The sequence below is a fragment of the Tissierella sp. P1 genome, from assembly GCF_002266425.1.
Taxonomy (GTDB): domain Bacteria; phylum Bacillota; class Clostridia; order Tissierellales; family Tissierellaceae; genus Tissierella; species Tissierella carlieri.
Genome location: NZ_NPMN01000028.1, coordinates 1 through 20,693, shown reverse-complemented (window position 1 = coordinate 20,693; position 20,693 = coordinate 1). Strand labels below are relative to the sequence as shown.

The window sequence follows — 20,693 nt, the reverse complement described above, 5'->3', positions numbered from 1 at the left end:
AGTTTTTTTAATGATTAAGGAAAGTCGTTTTACAACAAAAAAAATCGCTTACGGAGCTATATTTGTAGCACTATCCGTAGCCATCAACACCATGAGAATAGGAAGTATAAGTTTTGGGGGATTTCCTATAATATTTTCAGGCTATGCCCTTGGGCCTTTAATGGGATTTATAGTTGGAGGATTAGCCGATGTAGTAGGCTTTCTAATTAGACCATCTTCAACAGGATCATTTAATCCCTTATTTACTTTAACATCAGCTTTAACCGGAGCAATACCAATACTTATAACAAGACTTCTAGGAGATAAATATCCAGATTATAAACTATGGAAAATCTTTATTGGGATTTTTGTTGGACAAACCATAACTTCTGTAATAATGGTACCTATATTCACATCTTTACTTTTTGGTAGAAATACTATATGGTTCTATATGTGGAAAGCTGGTATTAAACAAGCACTTTCAATTCCTGTATATGCAATACTGTTAAAGGCAATAAATGATATAATAATAAAGCAATTTGATTTTAGGTAATAATATAATTTTATAAAATCAAGGATGTGAAAACTTTATTCTCTTCACATCCTTGATCTTTTTATATTAATTTACTACCCTTTACTTGATTATTTTGCGTTATTTTCAACAATTTTTACAATTAACTGTGATGCTAGCTTCATTGCTTCTGTTGGGATAAACTCAAATCTTCCATGAAAATTATAACCTCCCGTAAAGATATTAGGACACGGAAGACCCATATAGGAAAGCTTCGCCCCATCAGTTCCTCCCCTAATAGGTTGAATAATTGGCTGAATTCCTAGTTCTATCATAGACCTTTTAGCAAGTTCAATGATTTCCATATGCGGTTCGATTTTTTCTTTCATATTATAATAGCTATCTTTAATCTCTATGGTAATTGTATTTCCATACTTATCATTTAAGAAATTTATTATCTTTCTAAAATCTTCCTTTTTCTTGTCAAACCTATCCTTACAGTGATCTCTAATAATATAGCTAATAACTGTATGGTCTATGCTTCCAGTTATTTCATCTAATAAATAAAATCCTTCATAGCCCTCTGTATATTCTGGTTTTTCATTTACTGGCAGCATAGATTCAATTTCCATGGCTATTCTAAGTGAATTTACCATAATATTTTTCGCCGTACCTGGATGTACGTTTTTTCCTCGGATCTCTATCTTCACACTTGCAGCATTAAAATTTTCATATTCCAGTTCGCCTACAGGACCCCCATCAACAGTATATCCAAAGTCCGCTTTAAAGTTCTTTATATCAAATAAATCTGCTCCTCTTCCAATTTCTTCATCTGGTGTAAATCCAATCTTAATATCTCCATGTTTTATTTCCGGATGTTTGACTAAATATTCCATCGCATCCATAATTACAGAAATTCCAGCCTTATCATCAGCCCCTAATAGAGTTGTTCCATCTGTTGTAATAAGCTCCTTACCTATAAGATTTCTTAGGAAAGGAAATTCTTTTATAGTTATACTATATTGTTCATTTAACTCTATATCTCCGCCCCTATATGTGAAAATCTTTGGATTTGTACATTTACCATCTAAATCTGGACTAGTATCTAAGTGGGAGATAAATCCTATAGTGGGTACTTTCTTATCAGTATTAGATTTGAGAGTAGCATATACATATCCATTTTCATCCTGCTTAACATCTTCAAGTCCCAATTCCTTTAGCTCATCCACTAATAAAGTACCTAGCTCCAATTGACCTGGAGTACTAGGACAGGTACTACTATTTTCATCAGATTTCGTATCTATAGCAATATACTTTTTAAATCTTTCAACGATTCTATCCATATAATCATCCTTTCGATTAAAGTAATCTTATAGTAATGTTTGTATAATAAGCATTATCATAGAGAATACTCCGATTACTCCCATTAATGGCAGTATAAACTTTAGCCATTTATTATATGTTACATCTACCATTTCTAGTGTTGCCAAAATTAACCCTGTTGGTGTAATAAATGCCATCCAACCTTGCCCCCAGTTATATGCCGTAACTACAATATCTCTAGATACTCCTACTGTATCTGCCAGTGGAGCCATTATAGGCATAGAGAGTGTGGCTAGCCCTGATGAAGATGGTATAAAAAATCCTAGAAAACTAAAGAGTATCATCTGAACTACTGCAAAAATACCGCCATTCATATTTCTAATGATAGATGATGTATAGAATAGCAATGTATCAGATATCATTCCATTATCCATTACAATATTAATTGCTCTTGCAACTCCTATTATAAGTGCAACACCTACTAAGTCTGCTGCACCATTTATAAATGTATTAATAGCTTCTTTTTCTGATAGTCCTGACAAGAACACTATGACAATAGCTACTGCTAAAAATAATGCCGCCATTTCTGGGAACCACCATCCACCTCTAGAAACTCCCCAAATCATAAATGGAAATGCACCTAAAAATATAACAAGTATCAGGATTCTTCTCCAATTAAAGGGAGCTACATTCTCAGGGTCATAATTTTTCAAAAATCTTTCCTCTATCTTTTCCATATCCTCATATATTAAAGAATCCTTTGGATTTCTCTTTACTTTTCTGGCATAGTAGTAGATATATATTAAAGTTATTATAGTAGCCAATACTAAAGCTATAATACGGAATGTAAGCCCTTCATTAAATGAAATTCCAGCAGCATTTGAGGCAATAACTACTGAAAAAGGATTTACAGTTGAATACATGGACCCAATTGAAGATCCCATATATATTGCTGCAATACAAACTATCGCATCATATCCACTAGCTACAAATATAGGCATAAGTATAGGATATAAAGCAATGGTTTCTTCCGCTAATCCAAAGGTAGTTCCTCCTAAGGCTATTAGTGATGTAACAAACACTACTAATAAAAACTCTTTTCCCTTTGTTCTCTTTGATAGGGCAGCAATCCCTGCATCGAATGTTCCAGTCTTATTAACTAAACCTATAATTCCTCCTAAGATTAGGACAAAAACCATAATATCAACAGTATCCATAATACCTTCAATAGGTGACATGATAACTGATAAAACTCCTTGTGGCGACTGTGGTATAGTCTGATAAGTATCCGGTATAGCTATAGGTTTTTTAATACTACCATCTGTAAACTTACTAATATCCATCCTAATGTTTAAGGTATTTAGTGTTTCTTGAGTCGCCGGAAGTGTGTTTATTTCCCCCTGATGATTTTCTACCAAAAAAACATTCTGATCTGAATCATATTGTAATTTTGAATAAAATCCTGCTGGAACTATATAAGTTAATATAGCAGCAAGTATTAGAATTATAAATAAAACTGTAAAGGCTGTGGGAAATTCAAACCTTTTCTTCCTTTTATTTTTCCTTTCTTCATTCATATTTTCATCTCCCTATATAGTAATGGTTACAATCATTTAGTATTTCCTAAACAGTATTTGCATTTATTAGCTAATTTATAGCTATTTTTTTCATCTCTATAGAAATTTACAAAGGATTATGAATTTCTTCTAACCAAGTACTTACTTTAATTATTTTCTTATTAATTTAAAATACAAAAAAGAGCAACTAAATAAATAGTTGCTCTAATAAATTTTGTTTTAATACTATATTAAATTATCATTAACAATTAATATCTTATTTTCTTTATAATTCAATGATATCCTTTATTACTTCTCCAGCAATAATTAAACCTGCTACAGATGGAACAAATGATACACTTCCCGGGATTTGCCTTCTAATAGTACATTTACGAGCTGTACCTGGAGGACAAATACATTTATTCTTACAATTATCTTCTTCGTTTTCTATCGGCTTTAATGCTGGTTCCTTTGAATATACCACCTTTAAGGAATCAATACCTCTTTTTCTCAACTCGGAACGCATTGTTCGGGCAAGCGGACATATGCTTGTCTTATATATATCAGTTACTTCAAATCTAGTTGGGTCTAGTTTGTTTCCTGCGCCCATACAACTAATAATTAGAGTGTTACATTTCTTTGCTTTCTCAATTAGAGTTAACTTTGAAGAGACAGTATCAATAGCATCTACTACATAAGTATATTTAGATAGATCAAACTCATCTGCATTATCTACAGTGTAGAAGGTCTGATGTATCTCTACATTAACTTTTGGATTTATTTCCAATATCCTATCTCTCATGACCTCAACCTTGTGTTTTCCTATAGTCTTTCTTGTTGCTATCAGCTGTCTATTTATATTTGTTAAGCAGACCTTATCATCATCAACTATGGCAATATTACCTACTCCACTTCTTACCAAAGCCTCTACTGTAAATGATCCAACTCCACCTATACCAAATACTGCAACAAATGAGTTTCTTAATTTATCTACACCTTCAACTCCAAGCAGAAGCTCGGTTCTTGAAAATTCATTCATCTACTTCTCTCCTTAATTGAAATTTTAGTCTAAAAATCCCACAATAAAGTGGGATTCATTAATATATTATACTACTTAAAGTCAAGGATATCTAGCCTTGATTAGTAATTTCTCTAAGTATTCGAGAAGTAAAATATAGCTTTTTGAATCCTATAAAGGTATATAATAATTTTTTACTGAAACAATAAAGAAACATATCATAAATTAATTATAATATATAACCCAATAACCCTTAAAAACCTTTTTTATTAACCAAGATAATTATCATCATTATTCCTATCAGGATCGATGGTATTAATAGTTTGGAGATTTTTGCTATCAGTTGATATGGTGACTTCTGTCTGCTGTCCTTCCTCATCGGTTACAAGAACAACAACAAATATTTCATAGGCTCTTGCATCAGAAGGCGATTTTCCAGCTGGAATACTTTTTCCATCGATAGATGCAGCTATATCTTTGAACTCTGCTGCAATTGCTTTAGTTCCAAAATGTTTTTCAGTAAATTGCTTTGCCAACTGTAAGTATTCATCACAATTATTTTTATACTCTTCTGTAACTTTTTGATAGTTAAAAGGTACAGTTGTTTCTTTTCTTCCGTATTGCTTTGAAACAGAATTTCTTTTACCAGATATAGCTTCGATGACGAAGCTGTAAGTTGGTGGTCCATCTGAAATATCACTGCCCGTTTCAATAATATCGCCACTCCAGTATGCTTTGGCAACAGAAGGGTCAACGAAGTAGGACATATAAATTGTCTTACCCTCTAAATCAATCTGAAACATATCCCAAAGATATTGGGCCCCAATCTCAGCTGCCTCTTCAATTGGCAATGCACTGGCATTTGTAGATGACATGATTTTGTTCTCCAAAACATTGTAGTCAGCCTTTACATAATCATCAGCCTTATCAATTACTGTAGTACTAATATTGTACGTTGTAGGAATTGATTCCTCTTTATCCAATGCTAATGCCATTGCTGTATTGCTGGCTCCTACAAAAATCGTACCACATAAGCCTATAGCAATTGTACTTGATGCTACTGTCCTCCAGATACTTTTTTTTCTTTATTTCTTTTCTTTGTGCCATAGATGAATCTCCTTTCAAATTTATTTTAGTGATAGACACAAATAAAGTATAATCATAAGATATTATTGAATTATTATGAACTTGTTATGAACTTGTAAAAGTTAATTTTACTATAGTACCCATATTTGGTAATGATTCAATTGAAAGCATAGCATTGTGACAATGAGCTATTTGTTCACAAATAGAGAGTCCAAGTCCTGCACCACCTTTTGCTCGATTTCGTGATTCATCTACACGATAAAATGGATCTGTTACTTTGTTAATTTCATTTTGCGGAATACCTTCACCATTATCTTGTACAGATAGAACATGACATCCGTTTTCAATATAAGCATTCCATATAATGACCCCTTTAGAATTGCAAGCTTTTATAGCATTATCAGTAAAATTAAGAAGCAGACTTTGTAATAAATCCATATCGCCATAAATAGTATCTATCTGACTTTTCCACTTAAGTGAAATCTGATTTTCAGTCAGCTTCGCCGCTAGGGATTTATAAGAGTGTTCAAATAGATTTTTTACATCTACTTCTTTCATTTTAATTTTCTGGTTCCTTAATGTAGCTAACTCTAAAAGTCTGTTCGATATATTGAGCATACGTTGACTTTCAGACATTATATAATCGGCAGCTAGTATTTTTTCTTCGTCACTTATAGTAGCTTTCTGAATATATTCAGCGAATCCATAGACCGAAGTAAGGGGGGTGCGTATCTCATGTGCTAAATTGTCTATAAATTGCTGTTTTTGCTCCGACGCTTCCGCAAGTTGAGTAATGCGTCGTTGGATTTCCTCTGCCATGTTATTGAAACTCCCTGCCATTTCAGCAATTTCATTGCTTCCAGATACGGTAATACGGTTATCATATTGTCCATCAGCAATTTTCTTTGAGGCAGCTGACACCATATCCAATGGTTTGAAAACACGTCCTAGAAGATATTGAAGGCTTACGGCTAAAATAATGGCAAACATGATACCAACTAACAACAAAATACGCTGTATATCCTTCCATCCCTTCAATTCACCCGAAATATCGTAAAGATACTGAATGCTAAATTTATTATCAGTTCCCGGCAATTCTCCAATGACCTTAAAATAAACGCCATCACCTATATCTTCAAAAGTTGCTTTTCTCATACCTGTTTCTGTAGAATAGCGTCCTAATTTATCTTGACGTTCTGATAAACTACTGTATATCATCTCCTCTTGCGAAAATAATTCTAAAAATACATTTTGCTTTTGATAGTACTCTGTATAGAAATCAAAAAGCTGCTCTATTGCTTCATCTAAGTCTCCTCCACGATTGACAACAGCCATTAGGTCTTTACCAAATGAAGAAGAAATAAAATAGTGCTCATTTATTCCTCGTTCTTTTATAATAGTCATCTGATTATTAAAAATAAAAGCTGAAATAAAAAACAAACTGGCAAAAAATATTATCAAAAATAAAGTAAAGGTGGCAACGAATGTTCTGAACTTCAATCCAGCACCTCCAGTCTATATCCTAATTTATATACTGTCTTTATATAATTATCTAAGCCTAGTTTTTTCCGCAACTTTGTGATATGAACATCTACTGTTCTTGTATCACCTTCAAAATCATATCCCCATGCTAGTTCTAGTAATTTTTCACGTGAAAGAGCAATATTTCGATTTCGAATCAATACAACTAGCAAATCAAACTCTTGTGGTGTAATATCGACTAATTTATCATTGAGAAATGCTTGTCGTCCATCTAAATTCACACGAACATTGCTAAGTACAAAAAACTTTTGAGCCTTATTTGTCCGTCGTAGCAAAGCTTCAACACGTGCCTGTAATTCCACCATTTCAAAGGGTTTTACTATATAATCATCAGCACCTAATGTCAATCCCTTAACTCTATCTGAAAGGGAACTTTTTGATGTAAGAAATATAACTGGTATATTCATTTTCTTTACTGCCTCTAAAACCTCATAGCCATTCATTTTAGGTAGCATTATGTCAAGTAGTATCAAATCAAATGTATGTTTCTGTATTATTTCCAACGCAGCTTCACCATCATATACAGATATACACTCATGCCCTACTAACTTTAAGTTTCTATTAATTAAAACATTGATAGGCATTTCATCCTCAACAATTAAAATTAATGCCATAAATCCACCCCTTTTCTTCTTCCTATTCTAAACTTTTTAAATATAAAACATAGACACTTCTAATTTAAACCATGGAAAAGTAATTTTTAATTTTAATGAATTTATAATATCATTGAAATTATTTTTTTTCAAATATAGTTATTTTTTTAATATTTGATGCCTATTTTCTAATCAAGTCATTTTCTTAAATATAGATTGGTAATTTCGATAAATTTTTGGGGAATCTAACTAAAAATAATAGAAAGTAATCTAGAAAGGATTTTAACTCTATAAAAATAAAAGAGAATATTATAATATTCCCTTTTTTGCTTTTAAAATAATTATTTATCAGTATATGGAATTCCAATAGAATCTTGAAGTATTTATTGAAGAGTAGTGCTGAATTACCATTTTTATATGCTTAATACCTATCACCAATTTTCTTAATAGTAAAACCCAATACAAACATCCATGCAAATAGAAGCAACATTTCCATACATATTAAATCCTTGCCATCCAATATTCGTTGCGTGACTTCACTAACCTCAATACTTGGAAGTAAAACTAAAAAATTATATGTCCATTTCGGTAGAGCCTGATAAAGAGCAACAATTAAAAATAATGATATCATAACTACAGATGATAAGGCTGAACCACTTTGCGAAGATTTTACAGTTAAACCGATTATCATACCAATTTCAACAAATACAATTCCTCCTATAATTATAGGCACTAGTAAGGAAATAAGGTGAATGGAAAATTTTTCGTTAATTAAAACAACTACTATTTGAACTATTAGGGAACCAATCAGTATAATGCCACCCTTAGCGCACACAATACCCTCGAATGTCAAAGGTGAACATAACAATGCATCTATAGTTTTTGTCTCTCGTTCTTCAATAACTGTTGGACCTGCAAGCATAATTCCAATTAAAACTTGAGCAAATAATATCCATATTGATAAAAGAAGAAAATCTGCTCCTGATACCTTAATAGTAGTCAAAATCATTTTCGACATTAAAATTGGTAAAAACAGCACAGCCAAAGTTCCTGGATTTTTCAACATTTCTTTAGACTCATGTTTGCCTAAAACAAAGATACTTTTCAATTTAATTTCCTCCCCGTTAATTCTGCAAATACAGTAGAAAGTGAACTTTCCATTGTATGAATATTTACAACTCGCCCCTCTTTAATTAATTGTGCTATGAATTGATTTGTTTCATTGGTGCCAAATGGAAGATTTTTTTTGTTAATATTGCCATTATCCTTGTACTCAACAAAAATTTCATTTTTTCCATGCTGCTGCTTTAATCTTTCAGGAGTATCAATTGCAACTAATCGTCCTTCATTCATTATGCCAACTCGATTACTCATCTCGTCTGCTTCATACATATCGTGGGTAGTCAAAACAACTGTTGTACCTTTCTCATTTACTCTTTTTATATGATTACGAATTAGGATAGCAGTGTTTGGATCAAGCCCGCTTGTAGGTTCATCTAGAAAAAGAATTTTTGGTTGGTGTAATAAAGCCCTCGCAATCAGCACTCTTTGCTTCCATCCTTTTGATAGTTTCTTGACTGCCATTTTTCTTCTTTCAGTCAGCTGTAATTCCTCCATAACCTGATTCACCTGTTTATCATTAACTCTATACAGAGCAGCAAATAACTTTAGATTTTCTTCTATAGAAGAACGGAGGTAAAGATTTTGAAGTTCAAATACAACACCGATATCCTCACAAATGGATTTTTTATTTGCTATAACATCATGGCCATTTACAATAATACTGCCTGATGTTGGCTTCAAAAGACCAGTTATCATCCTTATTGTTGTTGATTTTCCAGCGCCATTAGGACCTAAAAATCCAAATAGCTCTCCCTCTGGAATAGAAAAAGAAATATCATTAACAACATTTTTCTGTCCATAGCATTTTATAACTCTATTTAATTCAATCATTATAGCCCTCCTCTAGCTCAGGAAAATCTATAGAATTTTTTTGAAAATAGATTGAAAGAGCTTCTTCCATGAATTCATCTACTGCCTTCTGTTGTGTTCGCATCCCCTCACTCCAATTTTCACGATTCTCACTGAAACTCAGAATTCCTGGCAGCAACTCCATATTTCCACCTGTAAAAGTAAATATTAAATCCCACCACTCTTTTGCCAATATCTGTCCTTCTTTGCTATCAGGTGTCTTACCTTGTGCTTTTAATGATATGGTTTTATCACACATCTGCTGGTATTTTTGAAAAAGTCCAATGCCAAGCTCTGGATTGTCTTCAAATAATCCCTTAATATGTGTTGCCAGCTCCTCATCTTCATTAAAAAATTCAACTGACAAAAATCCTTCATTCTTTGTGCGAATAAGTGAAACAATATCAGCATATCTATTAAAATCTACAGTATTCGTTTGGGTTACGCTTTTTTTCAAAGCCTTGATAGCTTCCAATACCCTATTCAAATTATCGATTTCATACTCTATAGCCTTTGTTTGTTCTTCTAGTAATTTATAGATATCTTCTGGATTATCAAGGGAGATAAGATTATTTTTTATCTCCTCAAGAGAAAAACCCAAATACTTCATTGATAGAATTTGATATAATAATACCATATCTTTTTTTGTATATAGCCTGCGCCCTCCCTCGCTTCTTGCAAAAGGGTTCAGAAGTCCTTCTTTATCATAATACTGTAAAGTCCTCACAGTAACATTCATCTTTTTTGCTAATTCCCCAACAGTAAATAAATCATCTTTCATTCTTTTTCCCTCCTTGAATATATAATAGCATATGACGTAACGTCACAAGCAATATCGTTTTTAAAAAGTTACAATATTTAATTTTAATATTCTACCTAAGAGATCAAACTGGTATATACAAATTACTTCTATCTGTTTTTTAAATATAAAAAAAATAACACCAGAACAAGGTCTAGTGTTAAATCATAGAGTTTCTATTAAATTTTTCTTGCATGGCTTTTATATGATCCAGCATATATAATGCATTTTGTTCGGCCTTTCGTAGTGATGTAAGAAGTTTATCACAGGCAGATGCAATGTCATCATCCCTTTTGGGGTGTCAATGACTTCTCGTATATTAACATTTGGATTACAAGATAGCGCATTCAACATACGCAAAATTGCTGCAAGAGAATAATTGGCACAGCGAAGTGAACGAATAATTTTTAGATGTCTAATATCGTTGTTGGTATAAACTCTATAACCATTCTGCTTCCTCTTAACTGTCAATAATCCATTCATCTCCCAATTTCTCAAAGTATCAATTGTAATTTGCAAATAATCAGCTGTTTCTTTTCTCGTAAGAGATAATTCATCCCCTTCTTCCTGCATACCAGACAATAGTTTTTCTGCAATTCTTATAGCTTCCTCAGCATTATCCTGCTCAACCTTAATTTGTTCCAAATAACTTTCAGTAAGTACGATGGCTTCTTGAAAATTCCCTTTTGCTGAGAGTTTTATAATACGGATCATCTTTTTTCTCAGACCATTCTGCAAAACTTCAACTTTTAAAGCTATTCTTACAAGTTTGAATTGTTCAATATGAAAATCGGTAAATACACGATAACCATTTGACCTTCTCTGTGGTTTCGGTATCAATTCAAGCTCCTCATAAAGGCGTACAGTATTAGGGTGTATTCCAATCTTTCTTGCAACTTCTGCTGTTTTATAAGTATTTTTCATGCCTGCTCCACCTCCTGCTCTTTAGGTATCATAATATAAAATCGAAGTCTGGTGTTATAGTGGAGAGTTTATTGTATCAAGAACATAAGTATACTTATTACACTCTTATATTTTATTAATAATTCATATAGATAAACTAAATAGAGTTTATCTTTTGAGCAAATTTATAAATATTATCTTCCAGTATATTTGACTTATCGGATGTTAGTTTTGATACCTTCTTTACTATTAACTTTTCCATAAAGTTCATTTTATCAAAGATAAATTCTCCTCCGAAATAGCTCTTTACTTCTGCAATCTTCAGCAACTCAGAAGGAAAGTTTTGATTTAATTCAGTATTTATCATCTCTCCCTCTTGCATACCACAAATAAATAATCCAATTCGTTTTTCCTTTAGTTTATCTAAATTCTTCGTACAAAATTCAGTGACTTCTTTTTGGATTCTACCAATATATATTGATCCCCCGATAATTACCCTATCATATTTTGAAAAATCGATAGCCTTTATATTCTTAAGATTTATTAAATCCACTTTATCATTAAGCTCTTTAGACAACAGTTTAGCACATCTTTCCGTGCATCCATATTTACTTGCATAAACTATTAAAGTACTCACTTTATTACCTCCATATAATTTAATTATTATTAAATGCATTTTCTATTGATTTAAGATAAGCTTTAGATGTCACAGTAGCTTCCGAAATTACATCAACTGTTGTGTTTTGTACTGTTATAACTTTATTAAATAAATCATGACTTACACTAGGCATAGAAAAAGTAACATCATCTTCTATATCAATTTTTATGATTTTATGGTCCTTTACTGTGATGTTTAACTCATTTGTCCATCTTCCAGCCTTGTATTTTCCATTATATACTCCATCACTTAAATTTGATATATCTATTTCGTTTATCGTAATGTCTTTTCCGTCGTTAAGTCCTCGAGATATATAAAATATTCCACTTACAAGTACAAGTATACATATAAATATTACTGATAATAATATTTTAAATATCGTCTTCAAATTTACACCTCCTTGCTATTAATTCCCTTTTCATTAACTATTTTCAATACTATTTCTTCTGAAAAATATCCTATTAATTTTTGCCTCTGTTTATCATCAATGTCTTTTTCTATAATGAGCTTTATAATAAGTCCTAATGTTGATACTGCAATCATTTGAGCAGTTAATTCAATTGTATTTTCATCTACCTTTTTATCTTTGTAAATTTCTTTTAAACAATTATATAGTGCAGCTAAAGCAGGCTTTTCTTTTGAAGCACCTTTAAATAATGAGGAGGTATGCTTTAATGCTATCTCGGATTGATTTAATTGGGCAGCTATGAATTCTTCTGGCATATCTAGTGCTGCTTTTATATAGTTTTTTGTCATTTCAACTAATCTTTCTTCAGGAGAATCTCCTTTTACCTTCGCCAAAGATACAGCTTTTACTATTTTTTTATAACCTCTTTGCATTACATTGTTTAATATTTCTTCCTTATCATTAAAATAATGATAGATAATAGATGGAGAATATTCAATTTTTTTAGCTATTTTCCTAATTGATAACTTGTCAAAACCTTCAGCAGTAATAATATCATTTGCTGCTGAAAGGATAAGTTCTCTCATTTCTTCCTTTTCACGTTCTCTTCTCTCTTTAATAGTCATTACGCCACTCCTTATTTTATTTAACATCGTTCCATGTTTAAACACCGTTCAATTTTAAGGTAACACTTTCTTTAACTTCTGTCAATATAAAAAAGAAAAATGGGAAATAATTAATTTAACAATCTGAAAGGTAGGCTAATATGGATAAGATTAAATTCAAATTTGTTTGGATCATAATATTTTTAATAATTTTCATAAGTGGAAGCTTTATAACTCTTGATTGGGCAAGATTTTTTATAGTTAAAGAAGAGCTTAAATACAATAGATTTCTATATACATATATAGCAAAATTTTTAATTGTCATTCTTTCTACTACACTGGTTTTCATAATTGGGGAAAATGGACTTAGCCATAGTGATACAAAAAATCTTAAATTTATTTATATATTTATCATTCTTGCAGATATATCATTGGTAATTTTCAAAGAACCTTATATAGGAATTATTCTGTTCTCTATAGTACAATTAGGATTGATATCAAGAAATGGATCTGCAATCTTAAAAAATTTTACAATAGATAAATCAAAGGTTTTATCAAATAATATATTTATTAATACTGTTTTAGCTACTGTTTTATTTATACTAATTATCATGAAGGTAGCTAATAATTTGATGAAAGAGTCAACTCTATTTTATATATTAAAATTTTATGTAGTTTTACTTTCCGCATCCTTATTAATTGCAATTGCTAATCTATTGTTAAAAATATTTCCAAAACCAAACTCAATTCTAGTTACTATTGGGATGTTTTTCTTTGTTTTATGTGACTTAAACGTAGGACTAACGATGGCTTTACAATTAGGTAATTTCAGCCTAATTACAGACAGTCTTATATGGATGTTTTACACGCCTGCACTAACACTCATTGCATTAAGCGGCTATAATTATTATGAAAGTTAGGGATTTAAACACTTAAATCAATTTATGCCGATCTTAAGGATTAAAAAACACCAATGCTAATCCTTATATCAAAGGATAACAACGGTGTTTTATTTGATCTTATATGGATCTTAAATTTTTCTTCAAATATCTGTAAATGAATTTTAAAAAATAGTAATAAAAAATATTATAAGTTACTGAAACCAAAAACAGTATTAGTATTTGAATTATTATTACTCCAGGAATCTTCATGCCAAAAACAGGGATGCCTATGCCATAATTCATGACACTTAATGTAATTGTTAGAGCAATAGAGCTTAAAATCCAAATGGCAGACTCTTTTTTTATATAATAACTACATATTCCAAGTGATATTCCAACAATTCCATTAGTGCATAAAAAAAACAATCCCTCATGTACACTTAAAATCATAACAATTATACTTGCTACTAAATATGATAGAATTCCTGTCTTAGGATTTATTCTTGAAACAATATAAATGGGAACTGCACTAAAAATAGTCAAAAATACAAGAACTTCTGAAAAGAAAACAGGTATTAGCTGAAATAAAGCTGCTATGGCTGCAAATAAGGAACCAATTATAATGTTTTTAGTATTAATCATAATATTCCTCCAATAATTGATTTTATATATGTATAATGAATTATATTATATGAGATTAAGTTATTCTTTGTTACCTTATTATATTCTCAAAAGGAACTAACTGAACGCCCAGTGAATATGCTATTACAAATAATAATTTAAAAGGAGTTTTTTTATGAGAAGACAAGAACAACTTTCTAACTCAATGAAACTATCTAGTGAACATAAAAAAAACTATAAAAGAAAACTTAATCCCTCAGACATAAGGGTCCCTTTAGGCTATAAGATAGACGTATTCGCACAAGGATTAGACACTCCTATAAGTATGGTTTTTATGGAAAAGGGAGAAATTCTCATAGCCGATGCTGGAGTAATATCTGGTAATGGCAAAGTTCTGCGTCTTTCTAACAATGGTTTTGAAATAATTGCAGAAGATTTCAATCCTCCATTAACAGGAATAAATTATCTTAATGGAAATATCTATGTATCTCATAGAGGATTTATAACCATAGTAAAGCCTGACGGAACAAAGGAGAATATAATTTCTGGCCTTCCTAGCTATGGGGACCATCATAACAATCAAGTAATTTTTGGCCTGATGGAAAGATGTATTTTGGACAAGGGACAGCTACTAATTCTGGTGTAGTAGGGCTAGATAATGGCTGGATAGAAAGATATCCCTTTTTCCACGATTATCCTGGAAATAATATAGTCTTAAATGGAGAAAATTTTATAACTAAAAATATTCAGACTGCATCGCCAAATGACTATACCTGCACTGGTGCATATTCACCATTTGGTGTACCAGGTACGTCTTATGAAACAGTAAAAGGCATTGTAAGAGCTAGTGGCAGTATACTTAGATCAAATCTTGATGGTTCGAACCTTGAGCTAATCGCTTGGGGTCTTAGGAATCCATTTAGATTAAAATTTGACAGATTCAATAGATTATTTAGTACAAATCATGGTGCAGATGTTAGAGGAAGCAGACCTATTAATAACTCGCCAGATGAATTTCATATGATTATTCCTGGAACTTGGTATGGCTGGCCTGACTACACTGGAGGTCTTCCAATAACGCTACCAAAATTCAAGCCAGAAGATGAGGCTCAGCCTAGATTTTTACTAGCTGAACATCCAATGGTTCCTCCAAGGCCATTTGCCCTATTTACCCCACACTCTGCAATAATGGGTTTTGATTTTAATTATAGTGATTTCGGTCCATATGGAGATGTTTATATTGCAGAATTTGGCAGTGAAGCTCCAGAAACCACAGGAGGTAAACCCCTTCCTCATGTAGGTCATAGAATATCAAGAATTGATATGGAAACAGGAGAAGTAACTGATTTCGCCATTAATAAATCTGGTCTTCCAGCATCTTATACAGGCGGGGGAGGCTTTGAAAGGCCAATTGATGTAGTATTTGGACCTGACCAAGCCATGTATATACTTGATTTCGCAGTTACGCCTGAAGATGAACCCGATGAATTTTACCCCAAATCAGGGGTTATATGGCAAATTACTAAAAATAATAAGCTGTAAGTTAAGTATAAAATTAAAGGTAGACTTCAGATATCTGAAGTCTACCTTTAATTTCTTTGATTTACTTTATCTTTAAATAATAAATCTGCACAATAATTGATAATATCGCTTCTCTTTATGATTCCTATAAATATTCCCTGATCATCTATTACTGGAACAAAGTTTTGGTTCTTCGCAAGTAAAATTAAATCCTCCATATTCGCGCTAATTGATACGGTGTTACTTTGTGTGTGTCTATGAACATCCTTTATTGATATATTATTTGTGCCTTCAATTGTAAGTCCACTGGTATTCTTAAGCTTCCAGAGTAAATCACCTTCAGTAATAGCACCAACATATTTACCCTTTCTATCAATTAGTGGTATTGCCGTATATCTATGATGCTCCATTTTCTCTAAAGCTTGTCTCATGGTCGAATCTATCGTTTCATATACAATTTCACTTTTAGGTGTTAGGAAAAATGCTATATTCATATTGGTCCCTTTCTTCTAAGATATTTATTCTAAATTTCAAGAGGGTTTCCAAAATCATTACACCCTCCATCACTTATTTTATAATCTCTCTATATAATAGTCAATCCCCAACCTAATATCTAAAATTCAAATGTAGAGGAATCTACCCATTTCCATTCCTTTCTTAAATTTTTTATGGATTCTACAAGTCTAAATAAAGCAATATCTTTCTTTTTTGCTTCTATCATTATGTCTATATCTCTATTTAAAGGTTTACAAATTTCTATAAATTCTACAAAATCATGACCATCAATAAAATCTGCATGTTTTCTATCCTTTGGAGCATCTTTAGGACTTGAAAAATGTAGCTTAGGTGGGAGTATCTCATCATCCAGGTTCCTAATATACTGGGTAGTACTTCACCTATTCTATATCCTTCATTATTACATATATGATGATGAACATCTAATACCATTGGTACACCTAATGTTTTGCATAGTTTAAGAGTTTCTTTTGCAGTAAAAGTTTTATCGTCATTTTCTAAAATCAGTTTAGATGTTATTTCTTTCGGATAATTTTTGAAATTGTTCTCAAATCTTTTAAGAGCTATATCCTTACCTCCTGCCGCACTCCCTACATGAAGTACCATTTTACCAAGAGAATAATCCATATCTTCAAATAAATTAACATGAAACAACAGGTTTCTTTTGGTATTTTCTACTACCTTATTATCTACACTATTTATTACATTAAATTGATCCGGATGAGTATCAACTCTCATATCATTATCTTTTATTATATCCCCAAGTATCTTAAAATCCACATCAAACATTTTTCTATAATCCCAGTTTACATCTGGATGAGTTGCAAGTGGTATAAGGGCTGAAGTTATCCTATAAAAATGTATTTTATTGTCTATATTATATTCTAGTATCTTTTTCAAATCTACAATATTGGAATATGTAACTTGTTTAAGCTTTCTAATCTTCTCTTCAGTTGTCAGCTTTTGATAAAAGGTATAAGTAATATTGCTTGAGGAAGTAACTTGTGGAAGATTTAAAGCAATCGCAACATAACCTAGTCTTACTCTCATAAATACACCACCCTATTTTCTTCTTACAGTTTATTATGTGTATTGAGAATAAGAATTATCTAATTTTATAATTAAAAGTCTTTTCATAGACTACAATATATTAGAATCATACTCAAATTCCTTGTTGATAGAATAATCTTAATACATTTAGTTAAAAATAAATTAAAACGTAATTAAGGGAGTTTTTAAATGTATTATATTGTTTTTGATTTAGAGTTTAATCAGGATTTTTCTTCCTTCCATGACCAAGATACTATCATAGAAAGATCCAAATATCCTTTTGAAATTATCCAAATAGGTGCAATAAAACTGGATTTAGATCTTAACACCATAGCAGTTTTTAATCGCTTTGTAAAACCAACTATTTATTCAAAGGTAAATTCATTTATTACAGAATTAACCAGCATTACTACGGAACAGCTTCTTCTGGAAGATCCATTTTTTGAAGTTTATAATGCCTATATCGAGTTTATAGGTAATACAGAATCTATATTTTGTATTTGGGGCATGTCTGATATAAAAGAACTCTTTAAGAGTGCTAATTACTATAAATTAGATCTCAAATCCTTACCTAAAATGTTTATTAATCTCCAACCTTATGTTTCTAAGCATTTAGGCATTTCTCAAAAAAAGGTTGCTTAGTCTTCAAAATGCCATAGAAGTACTTAATATTCCAATAACGTATAACTTTCATAATGCACTTTATGACGCCTACTATACTGCAGAAATATTTAAAAAAATATATACTTCATCAATTCAACCCAAGATCTATGATCCATCATATATAAAAATCAAACCTGCTCGACGTAAAAAACAAGATAGATTATGATAGCCTTATTCAACAATTTAAAAAAATGTATGATAGAAATATGACTGAAGAAGAGCAACAAATAATTAAATTAGCCTATAAAATGGGGAAAACACATCAGTTTCTAAAATGATTTAATTTTAGAACTCTACATATTCCTTCATTAGATAGTATTACATTAGAGATGCTTTAAGCTTACTCATAATCCCGATGTCTAATAAGCTCCATCATGGAGCCCCACTCTTCTTCCCGTAATATTGCTAAGTTATTCTTTTACCCAATAACTACTACAATCATTAGTACGCTCAATAAATCCATATTCTACTAGGGCTCTTCGAATAGTAGCATAGTCTTCATATATTCTTTGCAAAATTCTATTTATCTCTTTCTCAGAGTATTTCTTTCCTTTAGAAAAATGCTTAACTATTTGAGATAAAACTATTATTTTCTTCTTTTCTTTAGCAGGAAATGTTTTTATTGCTCCATTTTCATCCATATAATTTTTAATTGTATTTTCTCTTTCTTTATCAGTGATATTATACCTATCATCTATGGTAGTTGCTGTTTTATGGGCATCACATAGAGCATCTTTATCTAATATGTTTATCTTCTTATTTGTACTCGATGATATTAATTCCATCATCGCTAAGAATAACCTTGTTTGCTTTTCTTTTTCACGTAATTTATAACGATGATTTCTTATAGTAGACTGTGCTACCCCTAATTTTATGGCTATTTCCTTGTCAGATAATCCTTCTGCCATTAATATTAATAGTTCTCTTTGAACCTCCGATATCCCTATAAATGATGGTTCATATTTAATAGGTATTCTAAAGTAGAACCATGTTTTTCTGATATATGAAGTTCAGCAGCCTTTCTTGCATCATAAAACATAGAATCTATCTGATATATTCTTCCTTTCGTAAATTCCTCCTCACAAATTATACATTTGTAACTTTCATCTAATTCAACATATCCTCTTTTCATCTCCTCAATAGTTACATCCCAAAATAGTTCTTTATTATTTTCTTTCATTTTACTCAACATCCTTTAATATATATTTATATATTGATTGTATACCATTTTTGATTTATTGTCTACATATAAATAAACCTTTTATAGTTTTGTCTATTATTTTGGTATTTCTGTTAATAAAAAAGTAGTGGTTCTTATATAAGAACCACTACTTTTTTATATGTTATTTATACCTGCCAATATAAATCAGATTTACTAAGTTAAATATTTATAATATAAATTCTAATTCTTACTCAACAAATTAAAAGCTATTCCGCCACTTATGACTCGACTCAGCGTTCCTAATTCTAATTTGATATAGTCAATTCATCGTATCCTACTGCTATGAATTAACTATATCAAGGAGATTAATCATATATAAAATTAGTGACTTTGTGAAGTGTTATACTAATAATCTTTTATTATAGCTCCTTTTTAAAAAAATATTGTCCATAATCATTAAAACATGGTTCTATCTTTCCAAATAATTGATAACCTTGTTTCTCATAAAAATCCGGTGCTTGAAATCCAAAGGTATTTAATATGATTCTTTTTACATGCAAACGAATGGCTTGTTCTTCAAGATGAATCAACAATTTTGATCCATATCCATTTTTTCGATATGAATCATCAACAAACAAATAGTCTACTGTAATACAATCCATATCTCTTGATGCAACAATACCAGCAATGCATTCACCATTTTCATTTTCAATACAGTAAGACAAATCTTCACAATCCGTAATATATCGACTATTATACTCCTGTAATCGTCTGTGGATATAATTCGCCTTTTCTTCACTGCAACTTTTTATCTGCTCCATATAAATCACCTCTCAAAATATAATATTTTACATTCCCCACTATGAATAATCATACATGAGTATTTTATCTTTTTCTATCATTACTTAACATTTATAATTTTCATCATGGATCTGACAAATAAACTCCCTACATCTTCCACATGGTGGAATTATTGTTCCATCTTCATACACTGCAATTACTTTTGTTATTCTATTTTCTCCAACGGTAATCATAGCCGCAATAGCTGCTGCAACAGAACCAGCGCAAGAATTTTTAGAGATTTCTCTAGGATTTAATGTATTTTTTGCGATATCATACAATTCATCAAATTCCATAGTTATCATCCTTTCAAGTAAATTCTTGTATTTGAATCAATACACGATATATTAATATAAATATTAGCTTGTTATTTTTTTAATCATCACAGTCTTCGTTCACTTCAATAGTGAAGATAAATAGCAGAAGCTATATCCACTATTTTTAATTTTTTATAGCAAAAAATAATTCTCACTTTAATAAGTTATTTAA

The 20,693-nt window shown here is 31.0% G+C and carries 25 protein-coding genes; 5 read left to right on the top strand and 20 right to left on the bottom strand.

Annotated elements, in window-relative coordinates; translation table 11 throughout:
• Positions 1–10 precede the first annotated feature (10 nt).
• On the top strand, positions 11–532 hold the full coding sequence (locus CIW83_RS17155; protein WP_094903420.1) for a folate family ECF transporter S component: 522 nt from the start codon (positions 11–13) through the stop codon (positions 530–532).
• 89 nt (positions 533–621) lie between these two features.
• Here CIW83_RS17155 and pepT read toward each other — a convergent pair whose 3' ends face one another.
• From pepT to CIW83_RS17090, 13 genes are all read right to left on the bottom strand, one after another.
• Positions 622–1,833, bottom strand: a complete 1,212-nt coding sequence (gene pepT / locus CIW83_RS17150) for a peptidase T (RefSeq protein WP_094903418.1) — start codon at positions 1,831–1,833, stop codon at positions 622–624.
• Positions 1,834–1,860: 27 nt separating this feature from the next.
• Entirely contained in the window at positions 1,861–3,390 is a 1,530-nt protein-coding gene (locus tag CIW83_RS17145) for a YfcC family protein (protein WP_094903416.1), read from the bottom strand.
• A 265-nt stretch (positions 3,391–3,655) separates the two neighbouring features.
• Positions 3,656–4,408 (bottom strand): ThiF family adenylyltransferase, encoded by a 753-nt coding sequence (locus tag CIW83_RS17140; protein WP_094903414.1) that lies wholly within the window; start codon positions 4,406–4,408, stop codon positions 3,656–3,658.
• A gap of 248 nt (positions 4,409–4,656) precedes the next feature.
• On the bottom strand, positions 4,657–5,382 hold the full coding sequence (locus CIW83_RS17135) for a hypothetical protein (RefSeq protein WP_094903412.1): 726 nt from the start codon (positions 5,380–5,382) through the stop codon (positions 4,657–4,659).
• 196 nt (positions 5,383–5,578) lie between these two features.
• Positions 5,579–6,973 (bottom strand): HAMP domain-containing sensor histidine kinase, encoded by a 1,395-nt coding sequence (locus CIW83_RS17130; protein WP_094903410.1) that lies wholly within the window; start codon positions 6,971–6,973, stop codon positions 5,579–5,581.
• A complete protein-coding gene (locus tag CIW83_RS17125; RefSeq protein WP_094903408.1) occupies positions 6,970–7,629 on the bottom strand; it encodes a response regulator transcription factor in 660 nt (219 codons plus the stop codon). Before CIW83_RS17125 ends, CIW83_RS17130 begins: the two co-directional genes overlap by 4 nt.
• Before the next feature lie 400 nt (positions 7,630–8,029).
• Complete coding sequence (locus CIW83_RS17120; protein WP_094903406.1) at positions 8,030–8,716, bottom strand: hypothetical protein; 687 nt, start codon at positions 8,714–8,716, stop codon at positions 8,030–8,032.
• The gene (locus tag CIW83_RS17115) at positions 8,713–9,561 is read right to left on the bottom strand and encodes an ABC transporter ATP-binding protein (RefSeq protein WP_094903404.1); all 849 of its coding nucleotides are present in this window, start codon (positions 9,559–9,561) and stop codon (positions 8,713–8,715) included. The genes CIW83_RS17120 and CIW83_RS17115 overlap by 4 nt, the downstream gene beginning before the upstream one ends.
• The gene (locus CIW83_RS17110; protein ID WP_094903402.1) at positions 9,554–10,360 is read right to left on the bottom strand and encodes a MerR family transcriptional regulator; all 807 of its coding nucleotides are present in this window, start codon (positions 10,358–10,360) and stop codon (positions 9,554–9,556) included. Before CIW83_RS17110 ends, CIW83_RS17115 begins: the two co-directional genes overlap by 8 nt.
• A gap of 219 nt (positions 10,361–10,579) precedes the next feature.
• Positions 10,580–11,302, bottom strand: coding sequence for a MerR family transcriptional regulator (locus tag CIW83_RS17105; protein WP_201259989.1), 723 nt, complete (start codon positions 11,300–11,302; stop codon positions 10,580–10,582).
• A 136-nt stretch (positions 11,303–11,438) separates the two neighbouring features.
• Positions 11,439–11,918, bottom strand: coding sequence for a flavodoxin domain-containing protein (locus CIW83_RS17100; protein WP_094903400.1), 480 nt, complete (start codon positions 11,916–11,918; stop codon positions 11,439–11,441).
• Positions 11,919–11,937: 19 nt separating this feature from the next.
• Positions 11,938–12,327 (bottom strand): FMN-binding protein, encoded by a 390-nt coding sequence (locus CIW83_RS17095; protein ID WP_094903398.1) that lies wholly within the window; start codon positions 12,325–12,327, stop codon positions 11,938–11,940.
• A gap of 2 nt (positions 12,328–12,329) precedes the next feature.
• Positions 12,330–12,971: a TetR/AcrR family transcriptional regulator gene (locus tag CIW83_RS17090; protein ID WP_094903396.1), complete on the bottom strand. Its 642-nt coding sequence runs from the start codon at positions 12,969–12,971 to the stop codon at positions 12,330–12,332.
• 140 nt (positions 12,972–13,111) lie between these two features.
• Here CIW83_RS17090 and CIW83_RS17085 point away from each other — a divergent pair, with 140 nt between their 5' ends.
• Positions 13,112–13,870: a hypothetical protein gene (locus tag CIW83_RS17085; RefSeq protein ID WP_094903394.1), complete on the top strand. Its 759-nt coding sequence runs from the start codon at positions 13,112–13,114 to the stop codon at positions 13,868–13,870.
• A 99-nt stretch (positions 13,871–13,969) separates the two neighbouring features.
• Here the strand turns inward: CIW83_RS17085 and CIW83_RS17080 are convergent, their stop codons facing one another.
• Positions 13,970–14,473 (bottom strand): hypothetical protein, encoded by a 504-nt coding sequence (locus tag CIW83_RS17080; RefSeq protein ID WP_094903392.1) that lies wholly within the window; start codon positions 14,471–14,473, stop codon positions 13,970–13,972.
• 154 nt (positions 14,474–14,627) lie between these two features.
• Between CIW83_RS17080 and CIW83_RS23925 the strand changes: the two genes are divergently transcribed.
• Positions 14,628–15,098, top strand: coding sequence for a hypothetical protein (locus tag CIW83_RS23925; RefSeq protein WP_235601390.1), 471 nt, complete (start codon positions 14,628–14,630; stop codon positions 15,096–15,098).
• A complete protein-coding gene (locus CIW83_RS17075) occupies positions 15,059–15,994 on the top strand; it encodes a sorbosone dehydrogenase family protein (protein ID WP_235601389.1) in 936 nt (311 codons plus the stop codon). The genes CIW83_RS23925 and CIW83_RS17075 overlap by 40 nt, the downstream gene beginning before the upstream one ends.
• Positions 15,995–16,041: 47 nt before the next feature.
• Here the strand turns inward: CIW83_RS17075 and CIW83_RS17070 are convergent, their stop codons facing one another.
• The gene (locus CIW83_RS17070; RefSeq protein ID WP_094903390.1) at positions 16,042–16,467 is read right to left on the bottom strand and encodes a CBS domain-containing protein; all 426 of its coding nucleotides are present in this window, start codon (positions 16,465–16,467) and stop codon (positions 16,042–16,044) included.
• Positions 16,468–16,738: 271 nt separating this feature from the next.
• A complete protein-coding gene (gene uvsE, locus CIW83_RS17065; protein WP_201259988.1) occupies positions 16,739–17,539 on the bottom strand; it encodes a UV DNA damage repair endonuclease UvsE in 801 nt (266 codons plus the stop codon).
• Positions 17,540–17,728: 189 nt separating this feature from the next.
• On the opposite strand from uvsE, the gene CIW83_RS23265 reads away from it, so the two are divergent.
• Positions 17,729–18,181 (top strand): 3'-5' exonuclease, encoded by a 453-nt coding sequence (locus CIW83_RS23265; protein WP_201259987.1) that lies wholly within the window; start codon positions 17,729–17,731, stop codon positions 18,179–18,181.
• A gap of 431 nt (positions 18,182–18,612) precedes the next feature.
• Here the strand turns inward: CIW83_RS23265 and CIW83_RS23260 are convergent, their stop codons facing one another.
• From CIW83_RS23260 to CIW83_RS17045, 4 genes are all read right to left on the bottom strand, one after another.
• Positions 18,613–19,110, bottom strand: coding sequence for a DUF2087 domain-containing protein (locus CIW83_RS23260; RefSeq protein WP_201259994.1), 498 nt, complete (start codon positions 19,108–19,110; stop codon positions 18,613–18,615).
• Positions 19,111–19,145: 35 nt separating this feature from the next.
• The gene (locus tag CIW83_RS23255) at positions 19,146–19,382 is read right to left on the bottom strand and encodes a hypothetical protein (protein ID WP_201259986.1); all 237 of its coding nucleotides are present in this window, start codon (positions 19,380–19,382) and stop codon (positions 19,146–19,148) included.
• A 401-nt stretch (positions 19,383–19,783) separates the two neighbouring features.
• Positions 19,784–20,185, bottom strand: a complete 402-nt coding sequence (locus CIW83_RS17050; RefSeq protein ID WP_094903388.1) for a GNAT family N-acetyltransferase — start codon at positions 20,183–20,185, stop codon at positions 19,784–19,786.
• An 84-nt stretch (positions 20,186–20,269) separates the two neighbouring features.
• Positions 20,270–20,500 (bottom strand): hypothetical protein, encoded by a 231-nt coding sequence (locus CIW83_RS17045; RefSeq protein ID WP_094903386.1) that lies wholly within the window; start codon positions 20,498–20,500, stop codon positions 20,270–20,272.
• Positions 20,501–20,693: the final 193 nt, after the last annotated feature.